Annotated in this window: 21 protein-coding genes; all 21 read right to left on the bottom strand. The window is 30.4% G+C overall.

What is annotated here, in order from left to right:
* Positions 1–133 precede the first annotated feature (133 nt).
* The 21 genes from ATE84_RS19340 to ATE84_RS19240 all read right to left on the bottom strand — a co-directional run bounded on the left by ATE84_RS19340 (position 134) and on the right by ATE84_RS19240 (position 23,512).
* A complete protein-coding gene (locus ATE84_RS19340; protein WP_101449525.1) occupies positions 134–1,282 on the bottom strand; it encodes a hypothetical protein in 1,149 nt (382 codons plus the stop codon).
* A 67-nt stretch (positions 1,283–1,349) separates the two neighbouring features.
* Positions 1,350–2,711: an McrC family protein gene (locus ATE84_RS19335; protein ID WP_101449524.1), complete on the bottom strand. Its 1,362-nt coding sequence runs from the start codon at positions 2,709–2,711 to the stop codon at positions 1,350–1,352.
* On the bottom strand, positions 2,704–5,484 hold the full coding sequence (locus ATE84_RS19330) for an McrB family protein (protein ID WP_101449523.1): 2,781 nt from the start codon (positions 5,482–5,484) through the stop codon (positions 2,704–2,706). The genes ATE84_RS19335 and ATE84_RS19330 overlap by 8 nt, the downstream gene beginning before the upstream one ends.
* 27 nt (positions 5,485–5,511) lie before the next feature.
* Positions 5,512–5,892: a hypothetical protein gene (locus tag ATE84_RS19325; protein ID WP_101449522.1), complete on the bottom strand. Its 381-nt coding sequence runs from the start codon at positions 5,890–5,892 to the stop codon at positions 5,512–5,514.
* Positions 5,893–6,082: 190 nt separating this feature from the next.
* Entirely contained in the window at positions 6,083–7,084 is a 1,002-nt protein-coding gene (locus ATE84_RS19320; protein WP_101449521.1) for a hypothetical protein, read from the bottom strand.
* Entirely contained in the window at positions 7,071–9,386 is a 2,316-nt protein-coding gene (locus ATE84_RS19315; protein ID WP_101449520.1) for an ATP-binding protein, read from the bottom strand. Before ATE84_RS19315 ends, ATE84_RS19320 begins: the two co-directional genes overlap by 14 nt.
* A complete protein-coding gene (locus tag ATE84_RS19310; protein ID WP_101449519.1) occupies positions 9,383–10,108 on the bottom strand; it encodes an AbiV family abortive infection protein in 726 nt (241 codons plus the stop codon). The genes ATE84_RS19315 and ATE84_RS19310 overlap by 4 nt, the downstream gene beginning before the upstream one ends.
* A gap of 9 nt (positions 10,109–10,117) precedes the next feature.
* Positions 10,118–10,555 (bottom strand): hypothetical protein, encoded by a 438-nt coding sequence (locus ATE84_RS19305; protein WP_101449518.1) that lies wholly within the window; start codon positions 10,553–10,555, stop codon positions 10,118–10,120.
* A gap of 13 nt (positions 10,556–10,568) precedes the next feature.
* Complete coding sequence (locus ATE84_RS19300) at positions 10,569–10,862, bottom strand: hypothetical protein (RefSeq protein ID WP_101449517.1); 294 nt, start codon at positions 10,860–10,862, stop codon at positions 10,569–10,571.
* A gap of 201 nt (positions 10,863–11,063) precedes the next feature.
* Positions 11,064–12,254, bottom strand: a complete 1,191-nt coding sequence (locus ATE84_RS19295) for a GIY-YIG nuclease family protein (protein WP_101449516.1) — start codon at positions 12,252–12,254, stop codon at positions 11,064–11,066.
* Entirely contained in the window at positions 12,247–14,190 is a 1,944-nt protein-coding gene (locus ATE84_RS19290; RefSeq protein ID WP_101449515.1) for a DEAD/DEAH box helicase, read from the bottom strand. Before ATE84_RS19290 ends, ATE84_RS19295 begins: the two co-directional genes overlap by 8 nt.
* Before the next feature lie 3 nt (positions 14,191–14,193).
* Positions 14,194–16,905, bottom strand: coding sequence for a DNA methyltransferase (locus ATE84_RS19285; protein WP_101449514.1), 2,712 nt, complete (start codon positions 16,903–16,905; stop codon positions 14,194–14,196).
* A gap of 460 nt (positions 16,906–17,365) precedes the next feature.
* A complete protein-coding gene (locus ATE84_RS19280; protein WP_101449513.1) occupies positions 17,366–17,680 on the bottom strand; it encodes a DUF6730 family protein in 315 nt (104 codons plus the stop codon).
* Between the two features lie 16 nt (positions 17,681–17,696).
* On the bottom strand, positions 17,697–18,554 hold the full coding sequence (locus ATE84_RS19275) for a relaxase/mobilization nuclease domain-containing protein (RefSeq protein ID WP_101449512.1): 858 nt from the start codon (positions 18,552–18,554) through the stop codon (positions 17,697–17,699).
* Complete coding sequence (gene mbpA / locus ATE84_RS26640; protein ID WP_233195849.1) at positions 18,554–19,066, bottom strand: mobilization protein MbpA; 513 nt, start codon at positions 19,064–19,066, stop codon at positions 18,554–18,556. Before mbpA ends, ATE84_RS19275 begins: the two co-directional genes overlap by 1 nt.
* The gene (locus ATE84_RS19265; protein WP_101449511.1) at positions 19,044–19,904 is read right to left on the bottom strand and encodes a toprim domain-containing protein; all 861 of its coding nucleotides are present in this window, start codon (positions 19,902–19,904) and stop codon (positions 19,044–19,046) included. The genes mbpA and ATE84_RS19265 overlap by 23 nt, the downstream gene beginning before the upstream one ends.
* A 205-nt stretch (positions 19,905–20,109) precedes the next feature.
* A complete protein-coding gene (locus ATE84_RS19260) occupies positions 20,110–21,318 on the bottom strand; it encodes a primase-helicase family protein (protein WP_101449510.1) in 1,209 nt (402 codons plus the stop codon).
* 29 nt (positions 21,319–21,347) lie between these two features.
* Entirely contained in the window at positions 21,348–21,635 is a 288-nt protein-coding gene (locus tag ATE84_RS19255) for a helix-turn-helix domain-containing protein (RefSeq protein ID WP_101449509.1), read from the bottom strand.
* A gap of 321 nt (positions 21,636–21,956) precedes the next feature.
* Entirely contained in the window at positions 21,957–22,274 is a 318-nt protein-coding gene (locus tag ATE84_RS19250; protein ID WP_101449508.1) for a hypothetical protein, read from the bottom strand.
* A gap of 16 nt (positions 22,275–22,290) precedes the next feature.
* Positions 22,291–22,611: a hypothetical protein gene (locus tag ATE84_RS19245; protein WP_101449507.1), complete on the bottom strand. Its 321-nt coding sequence runs from the start codon at positions 22,609–22,611 to the stop codon at positions 22,291–22,293.
* Positions 22,612–22,630: 19 nt separating this feature from the next.
* Entirely contained in the window at positions 22,631–23,512 is an 882-nt protein-coding gene (locus ATE84_RS19240) for a hypothetical protein (RefSeq protein WP_101449506.1), read from the bottom strand.
* Positions 23,513–23,595 lie beyond the last annotated feature (83 nt).

Raw genomic sequence — 23,595 nt, 5'->3', positions numbered from 1 at the left:
AATATTGGTTGGTTGGTTAGTATAATTTGAATGCAATAATTATCAATAAAAAACGTGCTATTAATTATAGGAGAGATTATAAATATAACAAAAAAAATCTTACAATTTACACCTAACATTAATAACATAAGGACTAGTAATATGTCTTGTGTGTAGGTTTCAATGAATCTCTATCAATATCTTCTAATAACTTCAATTCCTTTTCAACAAAGGGATCAAGCCAATCAGCTTTTTCTTTTGCCCAGTTTATCCATTCTTTTTTTTTCGAATCCAAAGAGTTGTTTGTTTTAAGAAAATCTTCAAACTCCCAGATATAACCTCGAAGGTATTGTGTTTTATGCCATCTCGATGCGGATTCAAATAGGTTATTCAATTGCGCAAATTCATGATCCTTTTCCTTTTGAATAGCTTTTTTTTTAGCTTCAATTATTTCTTGCTCTTTTCTGCGAATTTCGCTTTTTATACGATCTTCTTTTTCCTTTTTTGCACTAAGCTCTAGATAAGCTACGATATTTGGAAGTTTGTCTTCTATAAGTTTAGTTTTAGTGTCTTGCCATTCATGTCTAGGATAATTATCTATTTTTAGACTAAGTTTTCCTGTAGGGTAATATTTGGCTGTTTTCCAATTAAAGTCTGATTCCTCCATTACCCTTTTATCCATTTCTCTAAGCCGCATATCAAAATATTCACCATGAATAACAAACTTGGTTCCGTTATAGTTAGTGTATTTGTGATTTCTTACTACCTCAACCTTATGACCTCTTTGGATTAGCAGTTTAATTAAAGTGTCCCAAAAACGTAATCCTCTATTAACTAGATTGTCTGAAACAGAAAGACTTAACAAACCTTCTTTTGGTTCTTCAACTTTATAAGGGTATTTGCTTTTTTGTTTTCTTTTAAAATAATCTTTTGTTGCAGCTGTTATTTTCTCTGGCTTATAAAGTTTTTCAGGGACTTTTATAAGGAGTTTCTTGTTGTTTTTAATCTCATGAACCAACAAGTTGATTTCAGTCATTTTAGTAATGCTTTCTTGACCTTTTATTCTAATAGGAAGTTTAATGTTTTTATATGTTTTGTTCGTTTCGAGAAGAGGTGGTTTTAAAACTTTTTTATTGTGTTTTAACTTTTGCCAATACCCCATTTTTGGAACCGGAATATCATTTTCTGAACAAATATATTTAAAAGTAGTATTTGTTAAAGCATACTCTTTTAGTATGTCACGAATAGTTTTAGACCATACTAATTCGTAGATTTCTAGTCTTGTTAAAGTTTTGTTTTGCATACCAAATTCAATTTGCGATTTTGATTTATAAGTATAGCTGACTGTTATAGTGTGGAGGCTATAAGAATTATAGTAGGAGAGAGCTATTTATGCTTTTTATAAGTTCAATTTTTGTGGACTCAAATAATTCTATTAAAGGTACTTCTGTTTCCTTATTGAATTTAAAAAGTTCATAATTAATTATAGGTAGTTGATATGAACGAATTTTTATATTCTTGCCTTCTGCTAATTCGTCGATGATAACTATTTCAGAAATATTAGGGTCATATTTGTTAATCGTATTAGGATAATATAAAACAATCTCATCTATTTTATACCTTACAGCATATGCTAGCATTTGATACAAATCACTTTGAGAGATTCCTTTTTTAGAATCCGTATCATTCGTATATACAATTTTATATTTCGTATCAGCAATTACATTCTTGTCATTTAATTTTAAATATAAATCAGGCTTTAAAGCAAAATTTTCTTCCACATCCAAATGCTTAGACCCCGCTTGAGCTTTTGCTTTTGCTTTTATAGCATCAATTTCTTTATCTATAAAACCAAAAACAAAGTCCTCAAAAACATATTCCATTGGTAGTAAAAATGCAAATAGTTTTAATGAGTTTTTATAATTAAAAGAAACACTATTATTTAAAAAGAGCACACAATAATCACGTATGGTTTCAAAATCTGAAAACATCGGATTGAATGTCATACGTTGCATTCTTTCTGAGGAAACATTTACGTCTTTCACCTCATCGAGAATAAATAAAATATCACTTAAAAAACGTCTGCTTTGATTTTCCTTCGTGATTGACAACAAAAGCTTAGAGACAAATTTCACGCATCTATTAAACTCATTATCCATCTCAAAAGCATCAAACTCACAACTTATTTTATGATTCCTTCCTCTTGATAAATTATCTTTTATATAGGTGTTAAAATTTATTCTTCCTTTCACGAAGGACAACTCTTTCTTTACTTCAGTATATTTTTGATATATGGAAGAGTTTAAAAGTTCTCTTGTGTATTTACTAAATAGGTAAATGAGAATTTCAAAAAAATCTGCTCTTTCACTATTTAGTCCTGAAAGATAATTTGGGAACTTTAATTTCCTACAATAGCTTAACCACCATAATATATGTTTATTAATAGCTTTTACATCATTCTCTGTTGCCTCTTCTCCTTTAAAGAATATCTTAGGAAGTAGGTTTATTGTTTCTCCCTCAAAATGAATAACACCTACATATTTATTAGATTTTAATGTTTTAGTCTTATTTAAGAACTGAATAAACCGTTGTGTTTCTACTCTATTATCTTCCTCCGTATAATAACTCGATTTCTCTCTTTTAGACCAAATTTCATCTAAAAATACTTCCAGATCCTCAAAATGACCTTCAGCAAATGGTTCGGTATTTTCATATTCAAAAAGATTAGTCATTTCTCACTAATTTCATAGGCCAACCCTCAACAGTTAACCCTGCCTTCTTCAGTATTTTTTCTACCTCTCCGAAATCATTCATAAAGTACTCCAGTAACAATGGAATCACTTTATTATCGACGGTATTTTTGAGCACATATTCTTTACCCATAAAATAAGAATGCCCAATAGTGAAATCATGGCCTTTTTTAGACACTATTTCATTATTTAATTTTTGTAGAATCTCGGCATCATTAACAATATTATTTCCGTCTATTATAATTTCTACCTTAGGATACATCGGTACAAATTCAAAACGTCGTCTAAGCGCTATATCTAAAAGTGCAATAGATTTATCAGCAGTATTCATTGTGCCAATTATATACAAATTAGATGGTACGATAAACTTCTCTCCAGATGGTAAAGTTGCAGATAAAGGTATGTCACCACCTGAACGCTTATCTTTTTCAATCAATGTAATAAGTTCGCCAAAAACTCTTGAAATATTTGCTCTGTTAATTTCATCAATGATAATGACATATTTAGGAACGTCATTTTCTGAAACCGTTCTTAATTCATCCAGACTTATATTTGATAATAATTCCTTTTTTCTACGATACGTAATATTATCGTCGTCATAATCTTCCTCAATATCAACAAACTCGTTTAAGGTATCCTCGTATACTTTTAAAAATGAAATAAACTCTCGTAATGCGACATAGTAGATCGTAGAATTACAACCGCCTATAGCACCTCTAATATCCTCATGAACAAGTTTGATTTCATCAATATCTTTAAATACGTCATATAATTTCAATAACCTATTACCAGACACCAAATAGGACTTCACACCGTTTAAAGGTTTAAATTCAATATTTTGCCTATCTGTAAAATTATCTACTTTTATTTTTGACCCTGTTTTGGTTTCAAACTCTTGACCTTCTTTTAATGAGCCTAAAAACTCAATATAAGCGTCGTTTAAATCAATTTTTACTTCGGTATCATCTAAAGTTTCTTTTTGGTTTTGCTGATAGACTTTATAATATTCAAACAAGGCATTAGTGACCATTTTAGTAAACACACCATCTGCTCTATTAAAACTCAATTCTTTTTGCTCTATGTCTGGACGCAAACCTTGTATAAAATCTTCGTAGCTATAATTTTGATGAAATGTTATAAACTCAATACGTCCTCCTAAATGTTCATTAAATATCTTCTGACTTTCATCATAGTAAATTACCTCTTCTTGTTCAATAATTTTAGCTGCTTCTAGAATTGTACTGTAGGTTTTTCCTGTTCCTGGAGGGCCGTAAAAAATTTGGTTTATTGCTCGTTTATATTCCATACCAACCTCTTTTTTTGATGCATTCTCTTCTTTTTTTTCGAAATATCCCAATAAAAATTTTTGATAATTTCTTTTTCCTACAATAGCTGCAAGCTTCCCTGAGTCAGGAGCACCATGATTTTTTAAAAACTTAGCTTTATTATTATTGATTGTATCTTCTATAAATTCAACCATTTCTTTATAAGTAGCTCGGCTAACTAAAAAAATATCCTTAGAGAAAAATTCTAATGATTTAGTTAAATAATCGTCAATTTTTTCAGGTTGATTATTGAAATAACTTGATCTTGGATTGGCTATATACCAATCAATAAATTCTTGTTTAACATTTTCCATATTTTTATTATTTGACCAAACAGCATTAATATGACTTTCTTTAATTAATTTTCTAATTGTATCCCAATAACCACCTGAAAAATTCAACTTAAAAACTTCAAACTCTTTTTCCCATTCCACCTCAAGATGTCTCCCATCTCTTAAGTTAGAAGTAACAATACCTCTAGCCTTTATGTACATATTATTTCCACGCTTATCTACAGACCTTATAGCGATATGATCACCAATATTAACTTTATTGACCACCGATAGAGATTTATCTTCTTCATATCCATTAACCCATACACCTTCTCTCACAAAACGATCTGTTTGATCTTTAGGACTAGTATCCTTCCAATATGCTCCAACTAAATAATATTTTGATTGTTTTAAAGAGCTGAAATCCAATCTAGAGTTTAACAACTGCCACTCATCTACCCAACTTTTTGTATTCTCTAAAAATGCTTCCCATCTATTAAAAACTTCATCGTCATAAGAATAAATACCTTTTTCTAATTTATGCCCTTTATGGATTCCACCTTTTATTCCATTATGATCAATACTAAAAAAAATTTGATAGGCACTTTGTACATTAGGTGAAGCTTTTGGATAGATGGCAACCCAAATATGATCCGAACCATAATTTTGAGAACCTTGAAAACTTATAGGGTGTTTCTTTATATTCTGCAAATTATTTGTTTCAACAATTTGATTAACTAATTGATCTAGCAGTGTTTTGACCTCTTTATTATCTGATATACTATGTATAAATGGGAATAAAACCTTGAAGGCATCTCTCCAATTGGGAAACATTCCTTTTTTGCTGTCTTTATAATTTGCTAGACTTTGTTGTACTGCATCGTTAAGACTATAATATGAGGACACATCTCTATTTTCTATAGCTTGTTTTAAACTGTTAACAATTTCTACTGTTACTCTATTTCCTTTTTTAAGCTCGCTAGCTATTAAAAAGCGTAAAGTGTTTACTGGCTTAAACCCTCGTTCTGGTTTATACTGATGTATAACCTCGTCTAAATTTTCGTGATTGTTATTTATATACTCAAAAAGTGCATCTTCGTTATTACTTAAATTGTTTAAGAAACTGGCTTTTTGTTTTATGATTTCTAATGTATTCATTTCTGTTTTTTTAAACTAAACCTATTCTTACTTCACAATCAATCCCTCATTCCATAGAGCCAAAACAACATCCATTTGAGAGTTATGATCTTTTTTTTCTATAAGTAATTCTATTTTAACTTGTTTCCATAATTCTTTTCTTGAAATAGTAGGAGTGCGTTTTAGTATTTTTACCGCTGTGATAGCATATTGTTTATTTACATTAGGTTTAGACGTTTTAAAATATGAACCTGCCTTAATGTTCTTAATCAAACCAGCTTCACATAAACCTAAAAACGCATTTTTAGGGCAAGACTTATCTTGGGAGTCCTTACTATTAAAATTTTTTTTCGTGGCTGTTTTCCATGATTCAATTGGGTTTTGACTTTTTTTAGCTGCATTTATTGCAGCTGTACCATATTTATTCATAGCTATTTCTTTTATTTATCCGCCCTTTACTTCATCAAAATTACTCATTAGATCAAAATCATCAGATTCAATTGATTTTCAGGTTTTGTCTGTGTATTCAAAAAGTGCTCCTTCGTTATTACTTAAATTGTTTAAGAGGCTTGCTTTTTCCTTAATAATCGTTATTTTATTATTGGACATACCAAATATTCTATTTTATAATTTTTAATTGTCTAGCTATATCCTGAGTATATTTAGACAATGGTCTTTTTCCTAATTCCTCTGGTTTAGTATAATTCCCAACCAATAGCCTGTCTATTATCGTTGGGTCTGGAAACAGTTTTGAGTAGTTTTTTTCTAATGTACTTCTATAAGAATGAGGATTAGCTTTAGCCTTTAAAACTAATTCTTCTGCAACATCTTTATAGCTCTCATAAACTGCCTCTATTTGAAATAATTCATTATGATTTTTAAGTAAAGTAAAGTCTCCAGTCATAGATTCTAAATCCACTTTTAAATGGTTTAGCTCAAACTTAATTAAATAATCTAATATCGATTTATCATCAATTTTGAAATTAAATAAATCTAAATCATTAGTTGTAGTATAAAGCTCAAACAATGCTTCTTTACTCCCTTTAGCAAGGTTGCAGTTGGCACAAGTTGGATATAAGTTAAAAAAAGAAGTGCATAGAAAAGGATATTTTGATTTTGGATAATAATGATCTAATTGAAGTTTAGCCAAAATTTGCTTTGCCCTCCTCTTTTTTTTATCATAAAATTTCTTTTCAATAACTAATGTGGATTGAGCATTACAATATACACAGGTTTTTAAATTAGAATTTAATAAGTAATCTGGAAATTCTTTAGCTCTAAGATCTTCATAGCGCATAGCTTCAACTACCTTTTCATGAAAACTAAACCTTCTGCTTGTTATTTTACTATTTAACTGGGAGTTATGCAAAACTGCATCAAATTCCAATATCAGTTTTTCCATTTTTAATGGATCGGCATTTAAAATATCTTCATACTCATCGATTATTTTTTCAACATAAAGTTTATACTGTTTGTGCTTACGAGGTTTTATTATTTTAAGAAAACTGTTTAATCTATTAATTGGAATCTCAAAGCCTTTAGTTCTTGTATTGATAAAGAGATTGTCATTAAAAGTCTTTACATTTTTACGAAGATCATCTGTTATTTTAATTTTCCTCATTATCTAATCTTGCTATTTGATTTTCTAATTCTTGTATTTTTAAACGTAACAACTCTTTTTCATTATATAGAAATTTTTTAATAAATAAGGATTGCACTCTTTCTTTTATTAAAGGCTCATCTATTATAGTTATTACTTTTTCAGCCTTTAGTTCATCCCACTCTCTAAAATATTTAACATTTTCATCTGAAACTTTTTCATCTTCTTTAAATGTTAAATAATTAACCAAATCCGTGATGATTTCTTCTGCGAACTCACCCATAAAACCATGTTTTAAAAAGAAACTATGAGCTAATAGATCGTGAACATTTGCTCCAAAAGATTGTTTTGGTTTGTAATTATCATCTAGTATACTTATTACATCAGACTTACCGTTTTTAAGTCTATCTATATAAACAATATTATAGTTAGGTATGTCAGATAGTGTTAAAGGATCATGAGTTGATATTATAATTTGTGTTTTTCTAGTTTCTAACTCAGGATTACCAGAATTGTCAACATTTGCATTAAGCTTCTCAAAAATTATTGGAATAATCTTGGCAATTGCACTAACAAATTTCTTCTTCCAAAGAGGATGAAACCCCAAATCAGCCTCATCTAATAAAATAATGTAGTGTTCTTTTCTTCTAAAATGATGGTGTTTCCGAATAGTAAACTCATAAAAACTACTAAATAGATTTAATAACGATTTTTCACCATATGACAGTCTCTTATCTGGTCTAAATTCTAATATTTGAGCATTAATTAAAGAATTTCCATTAAACTCTTCTATGACGTTTTTATATTTCTGAATCAAGTTTTTAAAATCATTAAAGTTAATGATCCTAAGATTTAGATTTATTTTCCCCTCAATCAACTCGACACCTTCTTTTTCAACAAAATTGATTGTAAACGTATAAAAAATCTGGATTGCACTAAATAATTTAATGGCCTTTTTTACTCCATTTTTCAGTTGATCTATTATTTCGAATCTTGCTTCAAAAATTGCATCAAATGATTTATTTATTCCAATTTCAACTTTCTCTAAGCTAGTAATAATATAATCTAGAATATTTTTTTTATTCTCAATAATTTTAATACTTATATGGCTATGATATTTTTCAAGGTTTTCTCTTATATTTTTAAATTCTTCTCCTTCAAATTCAGAATTCAGTAATAAATCTAATGACTCACTAAAAGACTCGTTCCATTCATTTTTCTCTAATCTCCTAGCAGATAATTTATAACTTCTAATCAAAGAAATTAGATTACTTTGCTTTTCCTTTAGTTTCTCATCAAAATTGGTGCTTTCAAAATGAAAAAGTAATGATTGATAATCATAATCAGTTAACAAATCTTTTAAATAATAATAGATATACTTGTCTATATAAGCAATTTTATGTAAAAATAAATGCTTTAATTTTTCATAAAAATCTTCTTCTTTAATTATATCATAATAACTAATGTTATACTTGCCATTAAAAGCAGTTTCCATTGAGGTGCTATCAATTAATAGGTATGATAAAATATTGATCTCAATATTTCTATAAAAACTAAGACCGTCATGTGTTAAATGTTTCTTATCCTCATTATTTGTTGGATAACTTTCCCATAATTTCTCTAAAGCCTCTTTTTGAGATTTTTCAATATCACCTTCAATTTTAAAGCCCCCATAGGTGTTCCTTAAATCTCTTTTATATAATGGTTTTGCAGATAAACTTATATGGTTATATAAAGGTAGCTCTGGATAAACTCGTTTGATCTCATCAACCACATCATCCGTCATTAACATTATTGAACGCTCTATATTATCTAAGTGATAATCAATTAAAGTTGATTTAAAATGGTAAGTCTTTGAAATGGAAGAACCAAAATTGCTTAAATCTTCATCTGGGATTGGTGAATAATATAAAGTTTGTATATCTATATTGGGTACTGAATGAACTTTTGATTCATTAAAATAAACAGGAACCTGAGACCTTTTAGTGAAATTTCCATTTTCATCTAACATTCCTGTTCTATTTACTATTTTTATTTCATGATTAAAATCTTCATATAGGAAAATTGCTCTTGTTGTATCATGATCTTTATTGATTATGGAAAAAATTGTTGTTTTACCACTTCCGTTAGCACCTACTATAGCTGATAATTCAGTAATACTATTAGAATGTAAATTATCAACATATTCAGTATTCTTAATCCTATTTATTATAATTTTTTTATACTCAAGCGTGATATCATATAAATAACGACCAACTATATTGATCACTTGAGGTTCTTCAAAAAGGTAATGTTCTAATATGTACACTGCAACTAACCTCATGCCATACTTTTATTTAAATCCTTAAATGAAAAATCTTGCATAGCATTATCTATGAAATCTTTTAGTAGCTCCTTATTTTTGTTTATTTCTTCATTTGGCATATGGTTTTCTAATTTCTCATGGCTTAAAATCCTAATTAGTTTACTAAACCTAACTACACGTTCAGTAATAAACAACGTTCTATTGTAAATAGTTTCTGTTATCTCATTCTGAGGCAATATTAAACCATCTCTATAATCTACATAGAAGCCTTTATTTTTTAAATCGTTAAATTCTTGCAATTCTTTTATTCTTTCGGTAGCATCCAGTAATGGGCTTGCGGCTTTAACTAAATCAATAGCGCCGTTAACCAAATCATCAAGCCAACTTACTTTTGTTTTTAAAAATTCAGTTGGTTTTTGCTCGTCATATTTCATCATAGACTCAATAAGACCTGAGCCCATTTCTATGAGTTGTGCCATTTGATGCCTAATTTTATGGTCTCTAAAAAACTTACTCGATTCCTTTAATTTATAAATATTGTATTGCTCCGCATGTAGCCTAACTAAAACAGATTTTATCGCTTCTTCAGAACTTAATATTAACAAAGAAGTTGCAGAGCTATAAGACTTTCTTGTATTAGCTATTAAAATGGCGTCTTTTTTTAATTGCAATGCGTTTTTATAAATAGGTATATCTAAGCCTCTAGACTCTTTTGGTGTTAAATGAATGAACTGTTTCATTATATGCTTTTATTTCTCCATACCTATTAACCAAGTCTGGATCTCGTCAATAATATTGGCGTCTCTTATTGATTGATGCACAACACTTGGAGGATCTATTTTATCGACAATTATTTTAGTTTCCAGCCATCCAGAATTATGATTATAATTTTTATAAATATGCTGATAAGTAACTCCTTTTGTTCTACAGCTACAAATAAGAATATCACAATTAGGAGCAATAGTATCTATTTGTTTAATACATTCATCATCATCTCCAGCTGTATTAATACCAATAATTAAATTATTTACTTTTAACAAACCCATTGTGTCTTTTTCAAAATCTATAATATCTAATCCAATTGTATTAGGAATAGAATATTTTCTAATAATCCAATCAGCTATTTGGTTGATTTTTGTTGTCTTACCTGTATTACTTACTCCTTTTAGAATTATTATTCTTTTCATAATCGTCTTAAATTTATTTCACTAATTCTAAATCAATATTAAACCTGTCTGATCTAATTATATACATAGTCCTTTCATCTTGTTTTTGAAATATGTAATGTGCAATTTGAGTTTCCAAATTACTTTGTATATTACCTGAATACATCATTATAAAGCGATCTTCTTCTGTTCCATTTTCAGGATTAGAAAATCTATAAATATTAGCTTCTGTCGTGTGACTATTTAATAAGCTTTGATTTATTCTTGTTTCGTAATATTCAAATAATATTGAATTTTCATTTACTTTTAATACATTTATTAACTCCATATTTTAATATTTTCTTATAACATACTACCAAAACGAAAAAAGTAAATAGGTTTTAAAAAATTAATTATAATCTTCTATATCCTCTCCAGCCATCCTCAATTCACTTTCTACTCCACCAACAGTAACCTGCCCATTCATTAACATAGGGAATAACCAATCATTTAAAAAAAAAAATTTCTTAATCTTATGTTTAATCTCTATTTACTTTTTAATCAACACCATATTAGTATTATCATATCTATAATCCACAATATCTCCAGATAATATTAATGTAACTACTTTATCTATAATTGGCCTCGGAGCAACAAACCATTCTCTTGGTGTTATTCTTTTTCCCTTATCATTAAATACATCAACATTTAAACAAACATCTGCAAAGAAGCGATGTATTAGATGTTCAAACTTTTGTGCATCCATATTATAACAAGCATACTTATCAAGTAAATGCACATCTGCATATAAATAGGTAGATTCTTTAGAAGCATTTTTAATACGCTCATTGACATCTACAGATGAAAAACCAATTTTATACAAATCATTAATTGATGCAATTTTTGGATTAGTAGATTTAGACCTTAACACATATATCCATCCTGTCTGAATATCTTCTTCACTAACTATATTTGCATTTTTAAAAAGCTCTTTTTCTGCATCTATATCTGTATCTGAAACAATACTCCCATTATTATACAAGGCTTTAGCTAGTGAGCGATAAAACATATTGCTTAATGTACCGTTTTCAAATATAGTTATAGTTCTTCCGTCTTTTCTAGTTCTATCACCTATTTGTCTATCCTCTAAACCATCTTTTTCTAAAAACAATAATACACCATCTAAGACATAGTATTTACCCTCTTCAAGGTTTTTCTCTACATCTTTAAATTCTTTTAATTTACGTTTACCCTCACGTAATTCTTTATGTACTTTTTTAAATTGTATTTCATAATGCTCAAAATCTTTGTCTTTCATTGCCTTTCTTCTTGCAGTAAAATCAGATTCCGCTCTTTCTGTTGAACTTGGTACGTTCTTTAATTTAAAAATAGATAAGGTTTCTTCTGTGTCTAATATGCCTAAATCATCATCATTTAAAATATCTCCTACCGATTTCACTTCTTCTTTAGAATTTAAAAGATTGTGCGTATCATATGATTTAAGAATCTCTACTTTTTTAGCATCTTTTCTTAAAGCTTTTAATCTTGATAGAAGTTTAAATTCGGCTACATTCGTTGCTTCTGGTTCACGATTATTTTTTTCGAAAAAGGCATTAATTTCTTGGAACGATTCAATTAGTCGTTCATCCTCAGTTTTTACATTAGAATTTTTGGGTTTAGAATCTAAAATTCCAAACTCATCATCATTAAATATATCTTCTAATGTTTTCTTTTTACTCATTAGATGCTGCTTTACGCTTTTGTTCTTTTAAAAATATAATAGCTTCTGCTAAACGTCTTTCTTGCGGATCAAAAGACTGAATACTTGGTTGTTCGCCTGTTTTTGCTATCCAGTTTTTTATTTTAGGCCATAATATAATTGCTTCTTCGTCAGTCATTGTTATTCTTGTAGCATCAATAGTTTCTTGAATGGCTTTAAATACTGATGCAGTTACTGATTTAGATAATATTTCAAATGCTTTTTGAAATGGGTTGATTGTATCTATTAAATCAATATTAATATCATCAATATTCACAAAACTATCTGCCATACGAATAAAGCGTTTATCACCTACTTCTTCAATAGTACCATTTTTTATTACAGAATCTACCACAATATGTTGACGTACAGCTTCTACTTCCTCATCTGATAAGTCTGGATAGGTTTCTTTAATAATTTTAGGTATCAATACTTTATTAATTACTTCGGGATCTACATTACCAGGCATTGCCTTTAGCATTGTATCATCTTGCATTATTTTTGCTTTCAAGTCATTAATATCACTTTCAATAATATCTTTTGCTCTTTGTGAACTTGGTAACTTGAAACCTCTTATAGCTATGTAATCTTCTCCCTCTTCCTCAACGCCATCTATTTCATCTTCTTCTGGAAATTTAGGTTTAAACTTAAAATTTGGCGCTAATACTTGCTCCATCAATAAAGATGCTGTAATTGCCTTTAGCATATTATTTACAGATAATTTGACCAAATCGTCTTCTGCATCTGGTTGTGCAATTAAATTGGTAAACTGTGAATGTGATTTATTCTCGCTATCTCTTGTTGCTCTACCGATAATTTGAATAATTTCCGTTAATGAACCCCTATAACCAACAGTTAAAGCATGTTCACAATATGGCCAATCAAACCCTTCTTTAGCCATACCCAATGCTATGATAATATCTATATCATCTACACTTGTTACATTGCGCAGATACTCTTGTATTTTATCCCTATCCTTTTGATTATCGTGAACTAAATCAGCAATCTTTAAAGTCTTTCCTGTTGTTTTACTTATAACATATAAAACACCTGTATCTGGGTCTTGATAATCTAACTCCCCTAAACCATCAATAATTCTATTAACTTCTTCATATTTATCTTTTGTAGATTCACCAGAGTTAACACTTGGAATATGAATAATTGTTTTTTTATCCTCGTCTAAAACCTCGTGAATTGCAGATGTATATCTTCCTTGATAAAAATGATAACCAATACCTAATGACTTTAAATAATTATACCCATTTAATTGTTGGTAGTAATCATATTTTACTTTAATAAATTTTTCTTCATCGTCTGGTAATAAAATTGGCACAGAATCACCTCTAAAAAAAGAACCTGTCATTGCCACTACGTGAGCAGTAGATTTTTCCATTACACTACTTAACACAATACCTAACTTATTATCTCCATCTACAGATACGTGATGAAATTCATCTATTGCCAATAGACAATCATTTAGTTGTTTTTCGTCTATGGCTTCAAAAGCAAAACGCAACGTAGCGTGTGTACAGATTAGTATTTTTTCATCACTTTCTAAAAAGTTTAGAAATGCAGTTACTTTGCTTTTTTCAACACCAGGCGTACATAAATTATATCTTGGATTAGGCTCCCAGTCTGTAAAAAACCCAAACTTCTTTAATTCTGTTTTAGCAAACGAGCTACCAATAGACCGTTCAGGAACTGCAACAATTACTTTTTTTATATCTTGATTTACCAGTTTATCTAATCCAATAAACATTAATGCACGAGATTTACCAGAAGCTGGTGGTGCTTTAATTAATAAGTATTGAGCAGTACGAGCCTCAAATGCCTTTTGTTGCATTTCTCGCATACCATATTCGTTGGTGCTTTTACTTTTACCTGTTTGTTGGTATTTTACGTGTACTATATCTGGCATATATTAGGCTTTCTTTTTACGTGTTCTTTTTGGTTTTTCTAACAAGGTATTTTTATTTATCATCTTTTCATACTCCTTAAAAAGATATTCTAAACGCTCTGTATCACTCTCAAATGGTTTTAAACGATAACAACGTTCAATAGCTAAATCTAATTGATGATGCGCTTCTTTTAAACCTTTAGGCATTTTGTCGGGGTCGTAAAGTTGTGCCATAGTTTTACCTGAGTGTTTTTCTCTTTCTTCTAGTATTTCAAAAACATGCAAGTTAATTTGTTCTTTTTGTTTTTGAGAAATTTCTGGAAATGGAAATGTATTATAACATAATTGAGATGAATATCTATAATCTGTTTTTAATCTCCCTCCAACGGCCTGAACCCACCTCATATGCATTTTAGAAGTGATAATCCCGAAATTCCAAATAGTAGCATTAAAGATTACACTTGCAGCATCGGAAACAATAGTATCTCCATCCAAAAATCCCATAGGAATATATTCACGCCTTTGAGAAGAAGTTCTTGGGATAATAATGGAATTTGAATTATTATGTACTGAGTAATAGAACTTATGCGGTTGTTTGGACATCTCCCTAGTGCTAGGTTCAGTACTCTTATTTCTAAATTCTTTTACCTTTTCAAACCTTTCTGCTATTTGTGGAATAGATTGAGCAAATTCTAATTGGTCATCTTTTATATATAGACACCACCTTTGTTTCCCTCGGATGAATTCTGCTGACCCAAGTAATCTTTTAAAAAGCACTTCAACTTTTGGATGGATTGTTATAAGTTTATTCTTCTCTTCAGTTGAAAATATTAAATGACCGCTATCTACAATTTTACTACCATAATTCATAGGAGGTATTACTGAAAGAGGCTTAGTCCTTTTTTTAAGAACTACACTGCTACCTGACGTTAAATAGGGGTTAATATTATCTACTACTTCAAAGGAAGTCTGATTGAATATTTTCTTTTTTGTATTAGACTTCTTCTGAATACCAATTATTGTGCAATAAACTCCCGCATTGCCTTTTGCATTATTCGTCCATTTAAATGAATTATAAGCAAAAAATATTTCAAGATTTTTTGATAATATAAATGGCCACAATAATGAAACTTGTTCTCCTTGACAAATTGAATTGGTTGTTACATACGCACACTTCACATTATCTTTTTGAACAAAACGAGCCGATTTAATAAACCAACAGGAGATATAGTCTAAATCTTTATACGATTTAAAACCACTACAAACAAGTGCTAAATCTGATTTTTGTTCTTTAGTTTGAAGGAATGAGCCCAAATAGGGTGGATTTCCTAAAATATAGATTTCATCGTTTTCATTTTTAGGACAAGTATCTTCCCAATTTAAGCGCGTCGCGTTGCCTTGTGTAATATTACCAGCTTCTTTTAAAGGTAAAATATCTTCAGCTTTACCGTAATCGTGAAGCTCACTAATAAACTCTTTATTCATTTGATGTTCTGCCAACCATAAAGATAAGATTGCCATTTCGTGTGCAAAATCATCTAACTCTATACCATAAAATTGAGATAATTTAATTTTGGTGTACACATCTGGAAAACCTAAATTAAGTTGATGGTTAATTTCATAGATTCTTGATAAAATCTTTATTTCTAAACGTCGCAATTGTTTATAAGCAATAATTAAAAAATTACCGCTACCACAAGCAGGATCAAAAATTTTAATTTTTGCTATACGATTAATAAGCTTTTTAAGTTTACCAACATCATTTAGATTCTTCTCAAATCCCTCATTTAATTCGTTTAAAAATAAAGGTTCAATAACCTTCATAATATTAGGCACAGACGTATAATGCATACCTAAACCACTACGATATGCAGGATTTACTACCGCCTGTATCATAGAACCAAAAATATCTGGATTGATTTCGCTCCAATCTAAATCACCACACTCGATAATTATTTTACGTGCTTCTTTAGTAAACTTTGGTGATACAATAGTATCTCTAAATAAACCACCGTTTACATATGGAAACTCCTTAAAATGTGATGCTTCATTACTATTGTCTTCTGTATTTAGAACTTTGAAAAGTCTATCTAAAAATGCATGTGTATCCCTTCCATCCTTTTGAGTATGTTGCTCTAATGTATCTGTAAACATACCCTCAACAGGAAATATGTCGGTATCTTCTGCAAAAAAACAAAATAGTAAACGAGACAGAAAAATATTTAAGTTATGCCCACCATCATCATAGATCTTTGGATTTTCTGTAACTAAAATATCATAAAGCTTCGCCATTTTGTATGACGCTTTTCTATCTGCATAATTCTCGTTTTTTTGAGCGTATTTTTCTTGTCCTGCCCAAGGTAAAAAGAAACCAAAATGTTTATGTATTTCGAGAATAGGCGTATCTAACGCTAAGCCTGTTCTTATATCTTTTGCTAATAAGGTTATATAATCTGTTACAATTACAAAGCGTGGATTGTGTTTTAATGAATCTGTATCTTTTGTTAATTCATCAATAGTATTTAAAAGTGTACCAGATGCTACTTCTTTAAAAAGCATTTTACTTTTATAAAGTACTTCTCCTTCAACTTTAGATAAATTAAAATCCCCTTTCTTTAAACGTGTTATAGATGTTTTAGAGATACCGTAGGCTTTCAGTAAGTCGAATACAAATTCTTCTTTATTGAAATTCTCAACTAATTCTGTTACGTTTTTTTCTATTTGGGATGCGTTCATATATTAACAGATTCAAATACAATGAATCCTCTTGGGTTTGGTTAATTCAATAAAATTGCTAATTAATTCTTAGGAGAACTCTAAAATATAAATCCTTTCTCACATAAAATTACTTTTACGAGAAAAACTTATCAAATTTTTTTCCTCAATTATCAAATTAAATAAATCACCTCAAGCTTAAAGATTTTTAAGCTCTAAGAGTTCACTAATAACTAGTATTAAAACTATTTTTTTAATTGAAATAATGGAAGGTTTTAAAAATAAGTCCTAGCAGAAAAAGGAAAGCGTTATTTAGTATAAAAGTTAGTATTTTTAAATTTAACACCTAAGGTGTCTTTTGATAAAATTTATTTGGGTATTCTTTTTTTTAAGACCTATTTTAATCGTAAAGTTCCCAGCCCTTATGAGTTTTTATAAACGTAACGGTTTTGATTACTAAAATTTCTTTCGAAATAATATGCTAGTTTATAAAAACATACAAAACAGAAATCACCCCAAATAATAATGCAGCTATAAAAACCACCACCGCCCAATTAGGATAAATTTTAGCTTGGCTAATTTTATTATTAAATCGATTTTCAAAACGTTCAATAGCTTTTAAGTGAGATACCATTTCTTTTTGGTGTGAAAAAAACATAGTTTTATATTCTGATAAATCCATCTTGACTTTGGTTTCATTTAATTGGTCATTGATTTTCTCTAGTTTCTCAACACCATTTTTAAAGTCATCAATTTCATTTACTAGTAAGGCTGTTAATTCTTCTAATTTTGTCATGATTTTTCTATTTAATTTAATAACCGATTCCTTTATCGATTGCTTTTTTAATAATGAACTTGGTTATTTTTAAGGCTAAGTTTGGCGTCAAGTCGACTAATTTCCCAGCTAGATTAATACTTACTTTATTTCCTTTCAATATGCTTGCTTCATTCATTCCAGACATTTGTTTGCCAATATTCCCGAGTGACATATTGCGGTGCACCTCACTGCCTTTAAGGTTGTGACCATCAAATTCAAACCGAAAGCCTTGTAATTTATTTTGATTGTTTATAGTTGGTATCACCTTAACGCCATTTACTTGCATCGTCTTTACATAATCATCAAAGGATTTGGGCTGAAATTGTTTCATGGTCAGATCATGACGTCGTTTGATTTCTGAGCGTATTTCCCTTAGGTTAAATTCCTTTTCAAATTGTACTTGTTTAACGGTTGTGAGTCCCATGCTTTCAGCGATTTTTTCTGCTGCAAGCTGACTCCGTTTCCCAATAAAACTATCGTTATAAGCAACGCCTTTAAAGTCGATCCGATTGACATACAAATGGATGTGTTTGTGTTCTTTGTCTTGGTGCACAAAAGCTATGGCTTGTCGTTCCTTTAATTGCATCTCTTTTATAAATAGTCTTGTTATAGCTTCTAATTCTTTTTTATTTAGACTTTTACCATCTTCAATCGTTGGACTTATAACAAATGAGAGGGTATTCTTTTTACAGTGGTAATTTTGATCCTGGAGCATTTCAAATTCTTTGGTTATTTCAGCTGGCGAATCGCCATGCAAGAATTCTTTTAATACAATTTCTGCATCTTTTTCCTGATTCCATCCGTAGGACATGGAAGCTCTGGTATGTGATATACTTTTTCCTTTCCCTATCATCACTGAAATTTTTTAAGATGAGATTTAATGTCATTGGCTAGATCATATATCGTTTCAGTCAATTTAGGATTTCGCTTTCTGTACATGTTACCAATGGATTTAAAATTATTGTGATATTTAATCAGCATTTTATAAAGTTCTATATGTTCATCGGTAAAGCGCTCTGTAATTTCTTTTTCAAATAGACTACGCCGTATATATTCACTTAAGGTTAATCCACTTCTTAATGCTTTAACTTTTAGAAGCTTCTTTTCATAAACAGAACATCGAAACTTAACGAGATCATCCTTCCCCTTAAACACTCTTTTTTCTTTGCGACCAAGGGGAGTAAACAAGAATGTGTCCACAGACACACATCTTGAATTCCTACTCAAGACCATTTTCATTTCAGATGAAGTTTCGTTAAAATCCAATTCCACACTATCCGAATGATTTAGTAAATCAGTAGGAATCTTTAGATACTGCTCCTTTTTATCTTTTGATCTAAAATTAAGTGGTTTTTCTTTTTTCATGACTCAACAAATCGTTTAAATCTTTATAATTCCTATAGCTTGAGCTTTTGTCAATACTTACTTTGTACTTATCATTTAAATATTGAGTTGCCTTTTGACCAGTACTATCATTATCCAAATACAAATGAACTAAGGCGTACTTGGAAATGTATTTTTCAATATCATTTATAAAACTGATGGAGTTTAAAACAAGAATATCTGAAGTGCTCAACAAAACGTCATCCATCATTACAAGTGACAACAAATCAAACATCCCTTCAAGAATGACTAATTGATTACAGTTCCTTTTGATGTATGTATAAGATTTAGGGCTGCAACAATTTTTGAAAATCTTATTCCGTAATTCCCAACCACCTCGATTATTATTTAATCCAATGGCGAAATATTGTGATCCTTTATAGGTGTACCAAACCTCTTTGCAATAGGTTTTCACAACAGGCAAAGTAATATTCCTGGAGTCTACATATTGAATCAAAGCTGGATGTATGATATCTTGAACTTTAAGGATACTAATTCCTGTTTCCTTTTCATTAAAAACGAGTTGCTTCTTAAAAGGAATAGTAGCTATACTATCATTCAAAAACGCTAAGGTTTCTTTTATGGAACATTTTAAAATCTTGCACACTAAATCGATTACGTTCCCTCCAATACCCTCACCGTGGTCGTACCATCGATTCTTGGTTTTAGAGACTTTAAAAGAGGCTTGGGTTTCTGACCTGAAAGGACTTAGAAACCAAGCTTCTTTTTCCGTTGACTTTTTGGGAAAGTGTCCTAATTTTTCTAGCGCCTTCACGATAGAAAAGTTACGGGCTGTTTCACAATTTATTTTTCTTTTCATTAGCCAATGTGTTTTAGGTTATTTTTTGATGATTTGATGACAACATCCTCTAAAGCCTTTACCTTACTAGGTTTAACTCATCATCATTTTGTCATCACGTCATCATTCTTATTTTTTTATAACTTTATTCTGTCATCATTATTTTTTTTGATGACAAAATGATGACAGTTTGATGACAGCCTTAGCTCTTGTAATCATTGGGTTATTACGAATCCGTCATCATATCATCAAAATTTTTGATCAAGAAATCCTTTTCGACAGTAAAATAACGTCCCTTGCTATCGACTAAAGTCATATCGCCATCCGTCCAAACCACAAATTTTTGATATTTGTTCGAGTTCTTCTGGTTACTTAATTTCCAATCCATTTTCAGCAACTTTCGCAACTGCGTCAAATCTGTTTTTACTCGAGTCTTATTTAACGACAGCAAGGCATCCATGGGACAGAGATCTACAGTTTCTAGATCAAATTTTTCAATCACACTCAGTAGGATACTTGCCAATTCCTTTTCAACCCGATTGCGATTTTTCTGCACCAACCTTGTTAAAGCTTTGGTTTTTATTTGTTGTGCTGTAAACCACATTCGTGTGATGTGTTTTGAACTTAGCTTTCTGTGTTCTAAAAAATGCATAAAAGCAGGAATTTCTTTAATCAGATTCTCCAGAAAGTGAGTCTCCTCTTTTTCTAATGTGGGAACCTTAATAACCCAGAACCTGGTTTCATTGGCATCAATCTTTATAAAGCTATCTTCATTATTGCTGCATAGGATGAACTTTCCGAAAAACTCAACTTCACGTTTATCTTTTCCTTTAGCCTCTAGCTTATTGATATTGGTAGTACTTAGATATTTAATACGCTCTGTGAGTTCTTCTTTATTGAACAACACTTCATCAATACATATTAAAAGCTTGTTTGCCCAATCTGCATTAAACTGACTGCTAAAACTATCATTGGTTAAATAGGTAAGATTGTTATCAAAGATTTCTTTGAGCCATTTTAAAAAGGTGCTCTTTCCTGTGGAGCGTTCTTTAGACACTAAGCATAAAATAGGCAATACTTGAATGGGTTTTAGATATAGTAATTTCAGGTAATCCAATCCCAGTTCATAGTGTTCGCCGAAAATGTGCTTTACGAATTTTAGGGAATTTGAAATATCACCTTCTTTTGGAGACTTTCCCAAAGGCGAATAGATATTGTAAAACCCTAGATATTCCTGTTGAAAGTTCAAGTGACTTGGAATACAGGTAAACCCATCATATTTTGAGATTTTGCTTAAGTGGTCTTTACCATGATCTTGCTTAATAGTTTCTATATTCCAATGCACTAAGATTTCATTAAAGTGTCCAGCAATGGTTGGGGCTTTAACGCGCTTGTAATAGGACGTGCCCACACGGATATAAGGTATCTGTTTCATGAGAATTGTTTTAGCATAGGAGTTTCCCCCTATCGTACTTTATGGTGCATGGCATAAGTCAAAGCTTCTGCTTCGATTTCTTGTTGTGATTTACGCTTATTCTGAAGCAGCCAATCTACAAGTTTCGTTTTCTCAAAAAAGAGCATTTTACCATTGGGTTTGGAGTGTGGAATTCTTCCTGAGGAGGTCAGTTTATAAAGGTAACTTCTGGAAATGCCTGTATAGTCACAGGTCTCGTCAAAGGTTAATACCTCTTTACTACCTATAAGTAGTTTTTCTAAACGATCTAATCGTTCAAGGATTAAAAGATTGTCCATTTTTATTATTTTTAGATTTATAAAATGAACAAAAGCGCTTTTGTTTTCCCTTATGGGATGATGGAAATAAAAGTATAAAATGAGGCTATTGAAAGAAGAAAGAATACAAAATAGTTATCCACAAATAATTGACAAACAACACATTAAACTAAATGCAATCAAATTTCATGAAGTATTTTAAATTGCATATTATCTGTATTTATATGGTATCAAATAACGCTATTTAAAATTTTGGTCAAATAGGTCTTTTGGGCGATATTGTAGGTTATTAACAATAAAAAGGAGGGTGGACGGCCAAAAAGGAATTTAAAAACGCTAGTTTTAAGATTTCTGTATAAAAAGTTTATGTGCTTCATCTAAAAATTCACCTTCTTCAAAAGGTAAAAGCTGATTTGCTAATTCTAAAGTTTTGCGAATATCAGATCCATGGTCTTTAACGCGGGGAGGACAATAGCTGTCTCCTTGGCTAGCCAATATGCACACGTTTATTAAGGATTCAATGGTAGTAAACAAATCCAAATAGCCGTCAAATTGCAAGAATGAGGGTTTGAATTTTCCTTTTCGTGCATTAGAGTGATGTAACACCACTAATTTGCTCTTTGCCAAAGCTTCTAATGCTTTAATTTTATTCTTTTTCATAGCTGCTTTTTTGCTTTTAGTTTTCTGTTTTTTTCATTATTTCCTTCACTTCATCCAAAAATATCATTTCTTCATATGGCATGAGTTGGGTGATGAATTCCAGTACTGCCTGTATATTTACATTGGGGTCTCCAATGTATGTGTTGGATATATAGTCTGCTTGTAATGCCATTATACAGGTTTTTTGAAGATTCAAAATAAGTTCTATAACCTCTTTATAACTCCCTATAGGTAGTATAATAATACTTTTATCTGTATTGTGAGGATTAGTTTCTAAAAGTGTAAGATGTCGTTTAATGAGTTCTTGGATATCTTGTTTTGTGTCTTCTTGCTTCATGACATTCCGATTATAAAGATTAGTACTGATTAGATGGATTGCAATGGAGTTCCTTGAGGTGTTCTAATTGTGCATCACCCAATTTCTTGGCTTCGTCATAAAACCATTCACAGCGGTTATAAGCCTTGTCTGTATCCTCATTTGAAAATTCATTTTGGACTTTGAATCGGATGATGTGGTGTGCATTACAGAGCATATAATATATACGATGTAAACCATAAGTCGCCTTGGGGAAAATAGTCTGTGGTAATTGTGAAAATTGGCTGCATAAATGCAATAGATAGGATAGTGAATAGTGTTGTGGTTTAAATTCCCAAAACACAAATAAAAGTGCCATACTTACCTGTTCCAAAGCATGGTGAAGGATAGACAATCTGGAGATGGAATCTTCTTTGGGTTCAATGTTATCTATAATGGCAAGTAGATATTCTGCGCGATCCATACGGTTCGTCCAAGTTTCTTGAATGCGATCATAAACATTTTGATGGAAAAGCAAAGCGTAGTTGCTGAATTTAGACAGGCAATCATCTTCTTTATAGATACAAGGTGTTTGGAAAATATTATTAGACAAAAAATTGTCGCCATAATTTAATCGCTTCTTGACTTTTGATAAAGTATATGTAATAGCATATACCTTACAACGTTTTTGCATCTTATTGTATAAATCGTCCATAAAGTCCCTTAGCCTTTTGGAAATGGGCTTATATGTAATGATGAGCAGTGTATATGTTACCACCTTTTGAGAGATTACACTTTGTGGTAATAGATAGACATTCTGCTGCTTCTTTTCTTTATTGTAACCAATCACATATACAGAATGCAATGTCAGTAATTTTTTTAAAAGGTCTAAGAGCTCCTCCTGTAAAGGAAATTGCGTCGGAATAAAGATATCTTGCTTCATGGTTTCTATAAATTAGGTTATTGAGAATTTTAAGTCGCTACCATTTTACCCCATTTAGATGACAGATTTTTAATGATTTTCAT

Origin of the sequence: Aquimarina sp. MAR_2010_214 (genome assembly GCF_002846555.1) — a bacterium.
Classification (GTDB): domain Bacteria; phylum Bacteroidota; class Bacteroidia; order Flavobacteriales; family Flavobacteriaceae; genus Aquimarina.
The sequence above is the reverse complement of the archived record's forward strand: the minus strand, read 5'-3'. Positions and strand labels throughout refer to the sequence as shown.